13 protein-coding genes are annotated in these 15,427 nt (G+C 56.6%); all 13 read right to left on the bottom strand.

The features are described from left to right. Nucleotides 1-64 precede the first annotated feature (64 nt). Entirely contained in the window at nt 65-1,132 is a 1,068-nt protein-coding gene (gene murG / locus ACU4F7_RS03670; RefSeq protein WP_481638054.1) for an undecaprenyldiphospho-muramoylpentapeptide beta-N-acetylglucosaminyltransferase, read from the bottom strand. 2 nt (nt 1,133-1,134) lie between these two features. Further along, entirely contained in the window at nt 1,135-2,373 is a 1,239-nt protein-coding gene (ftsW, locus tag ACU4F7_RS03665) for a cell division protein FtsW (RefSeq protein WP_481638053.1), read from the bottom strand. After that, the gene (murD, locus tag ACU4F7_RS03660) at nt 2,373-3,689 is read right to left on the bottom strand and encodes a UDP-N-acetylmuramoyl-L-alanine--D-glutamate ligase (protein ID WP_029591212.1); all 1,317 of its coding nucleotides are present in this window, start codon (nt 3,687-3,689) and stop codon (nt 2,373-2,375) included. The genes ftsW and murD overlap by 1 nt, the downstream gene beginning before the upstream one ends. Nucleotides 3,690-3,691: 2 nt before the next feature. Further along, nucleotides 3,692-4,774 (bottom strand): phospho-N-acetylmuramoyl-pentapeptide-transferase, encoded by a 1,083-nt coding sequence (mraY, locus tag ACU4F7_RS03655; protein WP_029591213.1) that lies wholly within the window; start codon nt 4,772-4,774, stop codon nt 3,692-3,694. Beyond that, entirely contained in the window at nt 4,768-6,126 is a 1,359-nt protein-coding gene (gene murF, locus ACU4F7_RS03650; protein ID WP_029591214.1) for a UDP-N-acetylmuramoyl-tripeptide--D-alanyl-D-alanine ligase, read from the bottom strand. Before murF ends, mraY begins: the two co-directional genes overlap by 7 nt. Then, nucleotides 6,123-7,610 carry a UDP-N-acetylmuramoyl-L-alanyl-D-glutamate--2,6-diaminopimelate ligase gene (murE, locus tag ACU4F7_RS03645; protein ID WP_481638052.1) on the bottom strand — a complete coding sequence of 496 codons (1,488 nt, stop codon included), beginning with the start codon at nt 7,608-7,610 and terminating at the stop codon, nt 6,123-6,125. Before murE ends, murF begins: the two co-directional genes overlap by 4 nt. After that, nucleotides 7,597-9,363 carry a peptidoglycan glycosyltransferase FtsI gene (locus tag ACU4F7_RS03640; RefSeq protein ID WP_029591216.1) on the bottom strand — a complete coding sequence of 589 codons (1,767 nt, stop codon included), beginning with the start codon at nt 9,361-9,363 and terminating at the stop codon, nt 7,597-7,599. Before ACU4F7_RS03640 ends, murE begins: the two co-directional genes overlap by 14 nt. A gap of 15 nt (nt 9,364-9,378) precedes the next feature. Continuing rightward, complete coding sequence (gene ftsL, locus ACU4F7_RS03635) at nt 9,379-9,744, bottom strand: cell division protein FtsL (protein ID WP_024558252.1); 366 nt, start codon at nt 9,742-9,744, stop codon at nt 9,379-9,381. Next, nucleotides 9,741-10,682, bottom strand: a complete 942-nt coding sequence (gene rsmH / locus ACU4F7_RS03630; RefSeq protein ID WP_481638051.1) for a 16S rRNA (cytosine(1402)-N(4))-methyltransferase RsmH — start codon at nt 10,680-10,682, stop codon at nt 9,741-9,743. The genes ftsL and rsmH overlap by 4 nt, the downstream gene beginning before the upstream one ends. Nucleotides 10,683-10,684: 2 nt before the next feature. Continuing rightward, nucleotides 10,685-11,143, bottom strand: coding sequence for a division/cell wall cluster transcriptional repressor MraZ (mraZ, locus tag ACU4F7_RS03625; protein ID WP_024558250.1), 459 nt, complete (start codon nt 11,141-11,143; stop codon nt 10,685-10,687). 562 nt (nt 11,144-11,705) lie between these two features. Then, entirely contained in the window at nt 11,706-12,707 is a 1,002-nt protein-coding gene (cra, locus tag ACU4F7_RS03620; protein WP_029591218.1) for a catabolite repressor/activator, read from the bottom strand. A 177-nt stretch (nt 12,708-12,884) separates the two neighbouring features. Further along, nucleotides 12,885-13,376 (bottom strand): acetolactate synthase small subunit, encoded by a 492-nt coding sequence (gene ilvN / locus ACU4F7_RS03615; RefSeq protein ID WP_024558248.1) that lies wholly within the window; start codon nt 13,374-13,376, stop codon nt 12,885-12,887. A 2-nt stretch (nt 13,377-13,378) separates the two neighbouring features. After that, nucleotides 13,379-15,103: an acetolactate synthase 3 large subunit gene (ilvI, locus tag ACU4F7_RS03610; RefSeq protein ID WP_481638050.1), complete on the bottom strand. Its 1,725-nt coding sequence runs from the start codon at nt 15,101-15,103 to the stop codon at nt 13,379-13,381. Nucleotides 15,104-15,427: the final 324 nt, after the last annotated feature.

Here is a 15,427-nt window from a genome sequence, read left to right as displayed (position 1 = left end):
AAAGCCTTCGGCATCAACGCCATCAACATCTCAAATCACGCGGAGCAACACGCATCCGCAATAGTTACGCCAGCGCGGCAGCGCGGACCTCGTTCGCCACCCGCTCGGTAGCGTCCGGAATGGCGGCGGCGCGAGCCCGCTCAGCCATAGACAGCAGCGTTGCTCTGTCCCACTGCGCCAGCGTTTCAGCCACCGCCTCAACGGTGAACTGCGGTTGTTCAAGAATTTTCGCCGCGCCCGCTTTTTCAAGCGGCAGCGCATTCCAGTACTGCTGCCTGTCTTTGTGCTGGAAAGGCACAAACAGCGCCGGCAGGCCTGCTGCAGCGATTTCGCTGACGGTCAGCGCGCCGGAACGGCACACGACCACATCAGCCCAGGCGTAGGCCGCAGCCATATCATCAATAAATTCGGTGACCTTATGCTGCGGCTCGCCCGCAGCGGCATAGGCCTCTTGCACATCTGACTGCGCACCTTTGCCGCTCTGGTGCCAGATAGTGACTTTATCGCCCAGACGCCCCGCCACGTGCGGCATCGTCTGGTTTAAAACGCGCGCGCCCTGCGAACCGCCCACGACAAGTACGCGTACCGGCCCTTCACGTCCCGCTAATCGCGTCTGCGGCAACGGAAGCGCCAGCACATCAGTGCGCACCGGGTTGCCCACCACGTCCGCATTGGGGAAAGCGCCGGGAAAAGCCTGCATGACCTTGCGGGCGATTTTCGCCAGCCATTTATTCGTCAAGCCTGCAATGCCGTTTTGCTCATGCAGCACCACCGGCACGCCGAGCGACCAGGCCGCCAGCCCGCCGGGGCCGGAAACATAGCCGCCCATGCCCAGCACGACATCCGGCTTAAAGCGTTTCATAATGGTCCGCGCCTGCCGCCAGGCGTTGAAAATACGTAGCGGCGCCAGCGCCAGCGCTTTTACGCCTTTGCCCCGTAAGCCTGAGATGCGAATAAAATCGATCTCAATCCCGTGCTTCGGAACCAGGTCCGCCTCCATGCGATCCGCGGTACCCAGCCAGCGCACCTGCCAGCCCTGGGCCATTAAATGGTGCGCCACGGCAAGGCCCGGAAAGACGTGTCCGCCCGTTCCGCCCGCCATCACCATTAACCGCTTCGGTTGACCAGCCATTCTTAACCTCTTGTAAACGCCTGCGCTTTCTCCAGGCGCGTTTCATAATCAATTCGCAACAGCAGCATGATAGCTGTCGACATAATCAGTAAGCTCGAGCCGCCGTAACTGATAAGCGGCAGCGTCAGACCTTTGGTCGGCAGCATGCCGGCGGCCGCCCCCACGTTCACCAGCGCCTGGAAGCTAAACCAGATACCGATGGAACAGGCCAGGAAACCGGAAAAGCGCTGGTCAATCTCCAGCGCCCGACGCCCTATCGACATAGCACGAAAAGCCACGAAGAATACCATTAAAAGCGCCAGCACCACACCGATATAACCCAGCTCTTCAGCAATGATGGAGAAGATGAAGTCGGTATGCGCTTCCGGCAGGTACTCCAGTTTTTGCACCGAGTTGCCAAGTCCTTGACCCCACAGCTCGCCGCGACCAAACGCCATCAGCGACTGGGTCAACTGGTAGCCGCTGCCGAAAGGATCTTCCCACGGGTTCCAGAAAGAGGTTACGCGGCGAATACGGTAAGGCTCGGCCAGGATCAGCAGCACCACGGCCGAAATGCCCATGCCGATAATGGCGATAAACTGCCAGAGCTTGGCGCCTGCCAGGAACAGCATCGCAAGTGTCGTAACAAACAGCACCACCACCGTACCAAGGTCCGGCTGCGCCAGCAGCAGCACCGCCATCACCAGAATCACGCCCATCGGCTTTAAAAAGCCCCGCAGGTTGTTTCGCACTTCATCCACCTTGCGCACCAGGTAGTTGGAGAGGAAGCAAAACAGCGAAAGCTTGGAGAACTCCGCAGGCTGAATACGCAGCGGGCCAAGGGCAATCCAGCGCGACGCCCCGTTAACAGAGCTGCCGACCACCAGCACGATGAGCAGCATAATGATGGAAGCGATAAGCATGGCGGCGCTGTGCCGTTGCCAGAAAGCCATCGGCAAACGCAGCGTGATCATCGCCAGGCAAAACGCCAGCACGATATAAAGCGCATCGCGCTTGGCAAACAGAAAGGGGTCGCTCGCCAGCCGCTGCCCTACGGGCATTGAGGCTGACGTCACCATGATAAAGCCAATGGCGGCCAGGCCGAGGGTCAGCCACAGCAGGGTGCGGTCGTACAGCACGATGCTGTTGGCATCTTTTTCCCGCGAACCCATCACCCAGCCTTTTACCGCCATAAACAGCCATACCAGGATAGCGGATCCCGGTACGCGCGGCAGACGAAGGCGTGGAAGAGACAAGCGCATCAGCCTAACTCCTTCGCCAGTCGGGTAAAGATGTCGCCACGCTGCTCGAAGTTTTTAAACTGATCGAGACTGGCGCAGGCGGGAGAGAGCAGCACCATATCGCCCGGCTGCACCACAGCGGCTATCTGACGCATCGCCTGCTCCATCGTTTCGCTCTGTTGAGCGACGTCAGGGCGCAGCGCCGCCAGTTCGGCCCCGTCGCGGCCAAAACACCACAGGCGAATACGATCGCCCTGCAGATAACGACGCAGCGGGGAGAAATCCGCGGATTTGCCATCGCCGCCCAGCAGCAGATGCAGCGTACCGTCCACGTTTAGCCCGTTTAAGGCCGCCTCGGTGCTGCCGACGTTGGTGGCTTTAGAATCATTGATCCAGCGAACCTTATTATGCTCAAAGGCCAACTGGAAGCGGTGGGGCAAACCGGTAAAGGTGGTCAGCGCCTTAAGGCTGCTGGCCCGCGGCAGGCCTGCGGCATCCGCCAGCGCCAGCGCCGCCAGGGCATTGGTAAAGTTATGCTGGCCAACAAGCTTCATCTCTTTCACGTTAAGCACTTTTTCACCGTTCACCCGCAACCAGGTCTCGCCCTGCTGACGGTTAAGGTGATAGTCGCCCACATCAATGCCGAAACTGATGCAACGCTCATCTGCGCCGCGCACCGGCATTGTCAACGCATCGTCGGCGTTAACGACGCAGACCTTCGCGTTCTCGTAGATACGCAGTTTTGCCGCGCGATACTGCTGCAGGCCAAACGGGTAGCGATCCATATGATCTTCCGTCACGTTAAGGATCGTGGCGGCCGCAGCCTTCAGGCTGGAAGTGGTTTCAAGCTGGAAGCTGGAAAGCTCGAGCACGTAGAGTTCCCGCTCTTCATCCAGCAGCATCAGGGCAGGCAGACCGATGTTGCCGCCGACGCCCACATTCACGCCAGCGGCTTTGGCCATCTCGCCTACCAGCGTTGTCACGGTGCTTTTACCATTTGAACCGGTAATAGCGACGATGGGCGCCTGCGCTTCACGGCAAAAGAGCTCAATGTCGCCAACAATTTCTACCCCTGCATCCGCCGCCGCGCTCAGCGCCGGATGCGCCAACGCGATGCCAGGGCTGGCGACGATAAGATCGGCGTCCAACAGCCAACTTTCATTTAAATCGCCAAGATGTCGTTCTACCGCTTCCGGCAGCTTATCCAGGCCTGGCGGAGAGAGACGAGTATCCACTACGCGCGGCGTAACGCCGCGCGCCAGGAAAAAGTCCACGCAGGAAAGCCCGGTTAGCCCAAGGCCGATGATGACGACTTTTTTACCCTGATACTCTGCCATGATTAACGTACCTTAAGCGTAGCCAGGCCAATCAGCACCAGCATCAGCGAAATTATCCAGAAGCGCACGATAACGCGCGGCTCCGGCCAGCCTTTCAGTTCATAGTGATGATGGATAGGCGCCATGCGGAAAATACGCTGGCCGCGCAGCTTGAAGGAGCCTACCTGCAGGATCACCGACAGGGTCTCTACGACAAACACGCCGCCCATAATCACCAACAAAAACTCCTGACGCAGCAGCACGGCGATAACGCCGAGCGCGCCGCCAAGCGCAAGCGACCCGACATCGCCCATAAAGACTTGCGCCGGGTAGGTGTTGAACCATAAAAAGCCCAGCCCCGCGCCGACGATAGCGGTACAGACAATCACCAGCTCGCCCGCGTGACGCAGATAAGGAATATGGAGATAGTTAGCGAAGTTCATGTTGCCGGTCGCCCAGGCCACCAGCGCGAAGCCGCCCGCCACCAGCACGGTCGGCATAATCGCCAGTCCGTCGAGGCCATCCGTCAGGTTAACGGCATTGCCGGTACCGACAATCACGAAATAGGCCAGCAGGACGTAGAAAATGCCCAGCTGCGGCATAACATCTTTAAAGAACGGCACGACCAGTTCCGTCGCAGGCGTATCCTTACCGGTGATGTAGAGCGCAAAAGCCACCGTCAGCGCAATAACCGACATCCAGAAATATTTCCAGCGGGCAATCAGCCCCTTAGTGTCTTTGCGCACCACTTTGCGGTAATCATCCACGAACCCTACCGCGCCGTAACCTACCAGAACGAAGAGCACGCACCAGACATACGGATTGGAGGGATAAGCCCAGAGCAGCACCGAAACCACAATGGAAGTCAGGATCATAATGCCGCCCATGGTCGGCGTCCCGCGCTTGCTGAAATGCGACTCCGGGCCGTCGTTGCGAACAACCTGACCGAAAGAAAGCTGTTGCAGGCGCGCGATGAGGCGCGGCCCCATCCATAAAGAGATGAAGAGCGCGGTCAGCAGGCTGACGATGGCGCGAAACGTCAGATAAGAAAAGACGTTAAAGCCCGAATAATATTTGACCAAATGCTCGGCCAGCCAAACTAACATGTCCCCTTCTCCTGTAATGCGCGTACCACCTCTTCCATGGCGGCACTACGTGAACCTTTCACTAAAATGGTGATGATGGAATGCTCTGCTATCAGCGCCTGCAGACGCGCTACAACGGCGTTTTTATCGCTAAAATGCTCGCCTACGCCGCTTGCTTCGCCAAGCGCCTGGCTAAGATTGCCCACGCTTAGCACGCGGTCGATGCCTGCGGCCTTCGCCGCTTCGCCCACCTGTCGATGGCACTCCACCGCTTCCGCGCCCAGCTCGGCCATATCGCCTACCACCATTACCCGGTAGCCAGGCATGTCGGAAAGCACCTGAGCCGCCGCCGTCATGGAGCCGACGTTAGCGTTGTAGCTGTCGTCCAGCAGCAGTTGGTTTTCGCCAAGTGCAATGGGGAACAGGCGTCCCGGTACGGCTTTAAGCTTCGCAAGACCCGTTTTGATCGCTTCATGACTTGCGCCAACCGCCATCGCCAGCGCCGATGCCGCCAGCGCGTTCGCGATGTTGTGACGTCCCGGCAACGGGAGCACGACATCGATATCGCCTGTCGGCGTACGAAGCGTGAACTCGGTACCGTGGGAAGTCACATGAATATTGGTGGCGGTAAAATCGCTCTGCGCCGCGTTGGGCGAGAAGCGCCATACTTTACGATTGCCAATCACGCTCTGCCAGTTCAGCCAGTCGTTATTGTCCGCGTTGAGAATGGCGATACCGTCCTTCGGCAGGCCGGTAAAAATTTCCCCTTTGGCTTTCGCTACGCCGGCAAGCGAGCCAAACCCTTCCAGGTGCGCCGCTGCGAGGTTGTTCACCAGAGCCGCTTCAGGACGCGTCAGGCTGACGGTCCAGGCGATTTCGCCCTGATGATTAGCGCCAAGCTCAATCACCGCGAACTCATGTTCTGGCGTAAGGCGCAACAGCGTCATCGGCACGCCGATGTCATTATTGAGATTGCCTGCCGTATAAAGCGTGTTGCCGCATTCGCCAAGAATGGACGCAGTCATCTCTTTAACCGAGGTTTTGCCGGAAGAGCCAGTCAACGCCACGACGCGCGTCGGCACCTGCTGGCGCACCCAGGCGCCCAGCGCACCGAACGCCAGCCGGGTATCTTCAACAACCAGTTGCGGCAGCTCGCACTCGACCTTACGGCTGACCAGCAGCGCGCCCGCGCCGCCCGCTTTCGCCTGGTCGACAAAATCATGCGCGTCAAAACGTTCGCCTTTCAGCGCGACAAACAAACAGCCTGCGGTAACTTTGCGGGTATCGGTCGTCACCTCTGCGATATCGGTATCGCTGCCATGCAGCTCAGCGTTCAGGATGCTGGCAAGCTGGCTTAAAGAAACGCGGATCATGCGACAACTCCCAGCAGGCGGGCTGCAGTAACGCGGTCGGAGTAATCGAGACGACGGGTGCCGACAATCTGATAATCCTCATGGCCTTTGCCTGCTATCAGCACGACGTCGTTCTCTTTCGCCTGCATAATGGTGCTGGTTACCGCCTCAGCGCGGCCTTCCACCACGCGAGCGCGGCCCGCATCCATCATGCCGGCGAGAATATCGGCGATAATCGCCTTCGGCTCTTCAGTGCGCGGGTTATCGTCCGTAACCACCGCGATATCAGCATACTGTTCAGCGATAGCGCCCATCAGAGGACGTTTGCCCTTATCGCGATCGCCGCCGCAGCCAAAGACGCACCATAAGGTGCCCGCGCAGTGCAGTCGCGCAGCCTCAAGCGCTTTTTCGAGCGCGTCCGGCGTATGGGCGTAATCGACAACCACGGTGGGTTTACCCGGCGCGCTAAAGACCTCCATGCGTCCGCAAACGGGCTGCAGACGCGAAGCGGTGGCGAGCAGTTCAGCCAGCGGGTAGCCCAGCGCCAGCAGCGTCGCCAGTGAAAGCAGCAGGTTGCTGACGTTAAAGGCGCCCATCAGACGACTTTCGATTTCGCCCTCTCCCCAGGAGGAGGCGAAGCGGATAGTGGCGCCGCTGTCGTGATAATCCACACCGGTCGCTTTCAACCAGCGACCATGGCAGTTCGGATTAATATTCTCTTCCATCGACACCGCTACGGCGTCCGGCAGCTTTGCCAGCCAACGGCGCCCCACTTCGTCATCGGCATTCACGATGGCCTGTCCATAGTGGTGCGAGGAAAAAAGCAGCCATTTGGCGGCTTCGTAGTGCGTCATGTCGCCGTGATAATCCAGATGGTCGCGGCTTAAGTTGGTAAAGACCGAGGCGGCGAATTTCAGCGCCGCCACGCGATGCTGCACCAGACCGTGGGAAGAGACTTCCATAGCGGCGACGGTTGCGCCCTGCCCTGCGAGGCTCGCCAGCACTTGTTGTACATCGACTGCCGAGCCAGTGGTGTTTTCCGTCGGGCTAACTTTACCCAGCAGCCCGTTGCCCACTGTGCCCATCACTGCGCTGGACTCGCCAAGCAGCGCGCTCCACTGCGCCAGCAGTTGAGTCGTGGTCGTTTTACCGTTAGTGCCAGTAACGCCAATCAGGCGAAGACGTTCGGAAGGCACTTCATAAAAGCGGCCCGCCAGCGCGGAAAGGCGCTCAGTAAGCTGGCTTAAATAGATAACCGGTACGCCATGCATTTCGCGGATTTCACCGTCGGTCGCTTCGCCCTGCGCTTCAGCAACGATGGCAGCCACACCTTGCGCTATTGCCTGCGGGATATATCGACGCCCGTCCGCCTGATGACCGACCACCGCCACAAAGAGATCGCCCGATGCAGCCACACGGCTGTCAAGCGTCATCTCCCGCAGTGCCCGCTCCGGTGCGCCTGGCACCCAAGGAGCGAGAAGGTCGCGCAAATTACGATCTGCCACCTGTTCCCTCTTCTCGATTAATTACAAATTCACTTTTCTCGCCCGTTGCCAGCGCGTCCGGCTCGATATTCATGGTGCGCAATACGCCGCCCATGATGGCGCCGAACACAGGCGCTGACACCGCGCCGCCGTAATATTTACCCGCCTGCGGGTCGTTGATAACCACTACCAGCGCGAAACGCGGGTTGCTGGCTGGCGCAACGCCTGCGGTATAAGCGATGTATTTGTTGATGTAGCGCCCGTCCGGCCCTACTTTTTTCGCCGTACCGGTTTTAATGGCGATGCGGTAACCCTTGATAGCCGCCTTCACGCCGCCGCCGCCCGGCAGCGCCACGCTTTCCATCATATGTACGACGGTGCGGACGATAGATTCCGGGAAGATGCGCTCGCCTGGCACTGGCGGGTCAACTTTGGTTATCGACAGCGGACGGTAAATGCCGTAGCTGCCGATGGTTGCGTAGACTCGCGCTAACTGTAACGGCGTTACCATTAGCCCGTAGCCGAAAGAGAAGGTGGCCCTCTCTATGTCAGACCACCGTTGTTTTTGAGGATATAAGCCACTGCGTTCTCCGACCAACCCCAAATTGGTCGCTTTTCCCAGTCCAAAACGTGAGTAAGTATCTACTAACGCTGAGGACGGCATCGCTAACGCCAGCTTGGAAACGCCGACGTTACTCGACTTCTGCAACACCCCGGTCAGGGTTAATTCGCTGTAACGCGCCACGTCTTTGATTTCATGGCCGTTAATTCGGTAAGGGACGGTATTCAGTACGGTATTCTCACGCACCACGCCGCGCTGCAAAGCCGTCATCACGACCATGGGTTTGACCGTGGAACCGGGTTCAAACACGTCGGTAATGGTGCGGTTACGCATGACATCTTTCGGAGTGCCGGAAATATTGTTTGGGTTGTAAGAGGGGCTATTGGCCATCGCCAGCACTTCGCCGGTATTGACGTCCACCAGCACCGCGCTGCCCGATTCCGCCTTGTTAAAGGCGACAGCATTGCTCAGTTCGCGGTAAACCAGCGCCTGAAGGCGTTCATCAATACTGAGGGCAAGATTATGCGCGGCCTGGCTGTCGGTTGAAGAGATATCTTCAATTACCCGACCGTAACGGTCTTTACGGACGATACGCTCGCCCGGTTGGCCGGTAAGCCATTTGTCGAAGCTTTTCTCTACGCCTTCAAGACCCTGACTATCCACGTTGGTAAAGCCGATGAGGTGAGCGGTTACTTCGCCTGACGGGTAATAACGACGAGATTCCTGACGTAAGTGAATGCCAGGAAGCTTCAGTTTTTTGATGTATTCCCCGATATCCGGGTTGACCTGACGGGCAAGATAGATAAAGCGGCCTTTCGGGTTGGCGTTTACTCGCGCGGACAGCTGATCCAGCGGCAGTTTGAGCGCATCAGACAACGCCTTCCAGCGGTTATCGAGCGTGATGCCGCCAGCGTCATGCAGCTCTTTCGGGTCTGCCCAGATAGCGTTAACCGGCACGCTCACCGCGAGCGGCCTGCCTGAACGGTCCGTTATCATGCCGCGAGAAGTAGAAACTTCCTGTACGCGCAGGGAACGCATGTCGCCCTGGCGCACCAGCATATCGGGATTGATAATCTGAAGCCACGCCACGCGCCCTAACAGGAATGCCAGCGCCAGCAAAATACAGCCGCAAAGCAACGCAAAACGCCAGCTCACAAAGCTGGCCTGATCTTCCTGGCGTTTCGGTTTAAGCGATTTTGCCGCTGCTTTCATTCGTCGCGTTAATCCTTATTTCTGTACCACAATATTTTCCTGCGAGGGATCGACGTGCTGCAGTTGCAGCTTCTCGGTCGCTATCCGCTCCACCCGGCTGTGATCGCCCAGGGCGTTTTCTTCAAGGATCAGGTTTCGCCATTCAATATCCAGCGCGTCGCGCTCTACCGCCAGTTGCTCGCGCTGCGCCGTTAAAAGGCGTGTGTGATGCGCGGTGGTGACCACCATCACGGCAGTGATAATAATGGCGACAAACAGGCAGAGTGGCAGTTTCCCGTGACGCAACAGATCGCCGCCGATTACGCCAGGCAGGGCATGGCGCTCGGTACCGGAAAGCGAGCCGGTGACTCTGTTGAAGGTCTCTGTCACTCTGCTGATCATGCGCTGGTCCTTTCTGCAATACGCAGCACTGAACTACGGGCGCGTGGGTTTTCCGCCACTTCCTCTTCGCCCGGCATCAACTTGCCTAGCGCGCGTAACTCCCGCCCGCCCAGTTTGCGCAACTGTTCTTCCGTCATCGGGATCCCCGCCGGCACCTGCGGGCCACGGCTCTGCTCGCGCATAAAGCGCTTCACCAGTCGGTCTTCAAGCGAGTGGAAACTGATAATAGAAAGGCGCCCGCCTGGCGCCAGCGCCGTCAAAGAACCTTTGAGCGCTTGCTCAATCTCTTCGAGTTCACTGTTCACCCAGATGCGCACCGCCTGGAAAGTACGTGTCGCTGGATGCTTAAATTTATCTTTTACCGGCGTAGCGGCAGCCACCACTTCAGCCAGCTCTTTGGTGCGGGTCATCGGCTGCTCGCGATTACGCTCGACAATTGCGCGCGCAATCCGCTTAGCGAAACGCTCTTCGCCGTAGGTTTTCAGCACCCAGGCGATATCCGCCTCTTCCGCCGTCAGCAACCATTCGGCGGCAGACTGGCCGCGGGTGGGATCCATACGCATATCCAGCGGGCCGTCGCGCATAAAGGAAAAACCGCGTTCCGGATCGTCTAACTGCGGCGATGAAACGCCGAGATCGAGCAAAATGCCGTCTATCTTGCCGGCCAGATCGCGCTCCTGCACGTAGTCAGCCAGCGCGGAGAAAGGTCCATGTACAAAAGAAAAGCGAGGATCGTCAATGGTTTCCGCCACGGCAATAGCCTGCGGATCGCGGTCGATCGCCAGTAACCGCCCCTGGGGTCCGAGGCGGGAAAGAATAAGACGTGAGTGACCGCCGCGACCAAAAGTGCCATCAATATAGATGCCATCTGGACGAATATTCAGGCCATTGACGGCTTCATCAAGCAATACCGTCGTGTGTTTATAATTTTCCATCATCTTTATAAAGACAAATCCTGCAGTCGTTCTGACAACGTATCCGAAGACGACTGCTCAGCGTCGATGTCTTCCCTGACTCGTTGATACCAGGTCGTTTCGTCCCACAGCTCAAACTTATTGAACTGCCCAACCAGCATCACTTCTTTGGTCAACCCGGCATGTTGGCGCAATACGGGTGCCAGCAACAATCGGCCGGCGTTGTCCATCTGGCATTCGCTGGCATGCCCCAGTAACAGGCGCTGAACGCGACGTTCCACGGGGTTCATGCTCGACAGACGAGACAACTTATGTTCGATAATTTCCCATTCGGGGAGTGTATAAAGCAGCAGACAAGGATGGTGGATATCAATAGTGCATACCATCTGGCCTGATGCGGCTTCGATTAATTTTTCCCGATAGCGGGTCGGGACGGATAAACGCCCTTTGCTGTCGAGATTAACTAACGTCGCGCCACGGAACATACCTGCCTCATCCGGTTATGCTCATTCCCACCACTTTATCCCACAAATTACCACCAACGCGAGTTTACGGAGCGGAGGAAAAGCTTGTCAAGCCAGCGCGCAAGCAGGCACAGACAAAACATCTCACCTCATTGGTTAAGACGGGCCGGAGAAAAAACCAGGCAGGTAATTCCCTTAAAATTAAGGCTATGAATATTTGTAAAAAAATAACGGCTATTCGCAGCGTGATAAAATTGGCTTCATTCAAGCCGTGGAGCTAACTCTGTATGGAGTTTGCGACACGAGCGGCATTTTAAGGCAAAACTTCTTTTGGTAACAGCGAGAGTTAGCGTAGCGGCCCATGCCAGTAATAGCGGGCTTGTGACAAAAAGAGGCAAAGCGATGTCACGCTGATAAACGAAACGGCTGTAACAAAATAATACATAATAAGCAGGCGCTTATCATTGCACGCGCATTTTATAAAAAAGCAAATCGTTGGCGGCCTTCATTCGTAATCGCATTTTCCGGGCTGACTGGATAAATCCGAATAATAGAAAAAGGCGGTCTGAGCCGCCTTTCATCATTACCGACTTAAGCTGCCGCGCCGGTAAAGGTTACGCTTAATGCGCGTCAAGCCAGGTTTGGGTTTGCGCGGTTCATCCAGACTCGCCAGCACCAGCTCCAGTACGCGTTCCGCCACATCGCGGTGACGCTGGGCGACCGCCAGTACGGGGCATTGCAGGAAATCCAACAGCTCATTGTCACCGAAAGTCGCGATAGCCAGATTCTCAGGTAAACGCCCTTCTCTGCGCAGCGTCACATCCATAACGCCCTGCAGCAACGCAAAAGAGGTAGTAAACAGCGCCTGCGGCATAGGGTGCGTCTCCAGCCATTTCTCAAACAGTTGGCCAGCCGCTTCGCGTTCGTAGCTGTTAGCGTAAAGGAAGTGCACGTCGCGCGGGTCATCTTTCCATGCCTGGCGGAAACCCTGCTCGCGCAGAAAACTGACGGAAAGTTCCGGCAATGCGCCCAGGTAAAGCACGGTTTCAGCAGGAAATTTTCGTAATTCGCTGGCCAGCATCTCGGCATCATCCTGATCGGCGCCGACGACGCTTGTAAAATGTTCGCGATCGAGTGCGCGATCCAGCGCGACGATGGGGAAGGAATCACGGGCCCAGCGCTGGTAAAAGGGATGCTCTGGCGGTAAAGAAGTCGAGACGATAATGGCATCGACCTGCCGTTGCAGAAGATGCTCAATACAGCGCATTTCGTTGTCGGGTTGGTCTTCCGAACAGGCAATCAACAACTGATAGCCCCGCTGGCGCGCCTGACGTTCAAGATAGTTGGCGATGCGGGTATAACTGGTGTTTTCCAGATCCGGGATAACCAGGCCGATAGAGCGGGTGCGTCCGGCCCGAAGCCCGGCGGCAACGGCGTTAGGGTGATAATTGTGCTCTCGTACCACCGCCATCACTTTTTCAACAGTTTTGTCACTGACCCGATACTGTTTAGCTTTTCCATTGATGACATAGCTCGCCGTGGTGCGCGACACGCCAGCCAGCCGCGCGATTTCATCCAGTTTCACGATTGCCCCTTAATAAAAATGTTACTCCATAACCTTTACAGGGTTATAAGTTAAAATCCTTAACATCTAAGCGCAGAACAGTAACCTGGGCAACTGCTTTTATAGGCTCATGCCTGAGCGGCTGCAAAAAAAAGCCCGAGCGGATGCATCGGGCTAATAAAGAGGCAACTTTAGCGACTAGCGCATAATCTTTTCGCCGCGGGCAAGGCCCACCACGCCGGAACGCGCGACTTCAACAATTTTGGCTACATCGCGCAGCGTAGCGAGGAAAGCATCCAGCTTTTCGCTGGTGCCTGCCAACTGAACGGTGTAGAGCGACGGGGTGACATCAATAATCTGGCCGCGGAAGATTTCAGTATTACGTTTTACCTCTTCTCGCCCATAACCGCTGGCCTGGATCTTAACCAGCATAATCTCGCGCTCAACGTGCGCCCCCTGCCCCAGTTCACTGACGCGAAGCACGTCAACTAACTTGTGCAGCTGCTTTTCAATTTGCTCCAGCACCTTTTCATCGCCCACCGTCTGGATGGTCATACGTGAAAGGGTGGGATCATCGGTCGGCGCGACCGTCAGGCTTTCAATGTTGTAGCCGCGCTGGGAGAAAAGCCCAATGACCCGGGACAACGCGCCCGACTCGTTTTCCAGTAAGACAGATAATATCCGGCGCATAGTCAGGTTCTCTCCGTTTTGCTTAACCACATTTCATCCATACTGCCGCCGCGGACCTGCATAGGATAAACGTGCTCAGTGCCATCCACCGTCACATCCACAAAGACCAGGCGGTTATTGCGTACATGCTCCAGCGCTTCGCTAAGCTTGCTTTCAAGCTCCTCCGGTTTGGTGATGCCGATGCCCACGTGGCCATAAGCCTGCGCGAGACGAACAAAATCCGGCAGCGATTCCATATAAGACTGCGAGTGGCGGCCGGAATAGATCATATCCTGCCACTGCTTCACCATGCCGAGATAGCGGTTGTTCAGGTTGAGCACCAATACCGGCAACTCATACTGTAGCGCGGTAGAGAGTTCCTGAATGTTCATCTGGATGCTGCCATCGCCCGTCACGCAGACGACGGTTTCGTCCGGCAAGGCCAGCTTAACGCCCAGCGCCGCAGGCAAGCCAAACCCCATGGTGCCGAGGCCGCCGGAATTAATCCAACGACGCGGCTTATCAAAGGTGTAGTGCAGCGCGGCGAACATCTGGTGCTGGCCTACATCGGAAGTGACGTAGGCGTCGCCATGGGTTAAACGGTGCAGCGTCTCAATCACCGCCTGCGGCTTAATGCTGCCGCTGTCGCGGTCATAGTTCAGACACTGACGCGCGCGCCATTGTTCTATCTGCTGCCACCAGTCGCGGATGTCATCGAGCGGCTGCTGGGCCTCTTCTTGCTCCAGCAGTTCCAGCATTTGCTGCAGCACCTGACGAGCATCACCCACGATAGGGATATCTGCCGACACCGTTTTGGAAATGGAAGTCGGGTCGATATCAATGTGCAGCACCGTCGCATTCGGACAATATTTTGCAAGATTATTGGTAGTGCGATCGTCGAAACGCACGCCCACTGCAAAAATCACGTCTGAATGATGCATCGTCATATTGGCTTCATAGGTACCGTGCATGCCTAACATGCCAAGCGCCTGGCGATGCGATCCCGGAAAAGCGCCAAGCCCCATTAAAGAAGAAGCAACGGGAATGTTCAGCTTTTCCGCTACGGCGCGCAGTTCCGGTTCGCAAGCGGCATTAATCGCCCCGCCGCCTACATACATAACCGGCTTTTTCGCCGCAACCAGCGTTTGCAGGGCGCGCTTGATCTGTCCCTTATGCCCCTGCGTAGTGGGATTATAAGAACGCATGCTGACGGATTCAGGCCAAACGTAAGGCAGCTTTTTCGCCGGATTGAGAATATCTTTCGGCAGATCCACCACTACCGGACCAGGACGGCCGCTCGCAGCGAGCCAGAACGCTTTTTTCAATACGGTTGGAATATCTTCCGTTTGCTTAACCAGAAAGCTGTGTTTTACCACCGGGCGGGAGATCCCCACCATGTCACATTCCTGAAAAGCATCATAACCAATAAGAGAAGTCGCCACCTGACCGGATAGCACCACCAGCGGAATGGAGTCCATATAAGCCGTCGCGATACCGGTAATCGCGTTAGTGGCGCCAGGACCGGATGTCACCAGCACAACGCCCACTTCGCCTGTTGCACGGGCAAGCCCATCGGCCATATGCACCGCTGCTTGTTCATGACGCACCAGCACATGATCGATACCGCCGACAGTATGAAGCGCGTCATAAATATCCAGCACCGCACCTCCGGGATAACCGAATATCTGTTTTACGCCCTGATCGATAAGCGATCGGACGACCATCTCGGCTCCTGATAACATCTCCATGGTTTGCCTCCAGGCTTGTGTTTATAGGCTGACGGCAGAAATCATTTCCACCCTGTCATTGTTACAGGTAAGCGTGCCCTGTCATTTTTATCATTTGAGTAATGGCCCTAACATAACCGTTGAAAATGAGGCAATCAAATGGCGAACGCAGGTCAAAGGCCAGGCGTAGCGGTGAACGCAATAATAAAAACCGAGGCGATACGGTAAGAAATACTAAATATAAGCAAAAGCGATGAATGGAAATGTTGTCAGAGGGTCGATTTGCAGCGTTAAATCAAATTAATGCCGCTTTTAACGAAACAAGACCTCTGATAGCGCCTCCAT

It is taken from the genome of Franconibacter pulveris, assembly GCF_056780215.1.
The sequence above is the reverse complement of the archived record's forward strand: the minus strand, read 5'-3'. Positions and strand labels throughout refer to the sequence as shown.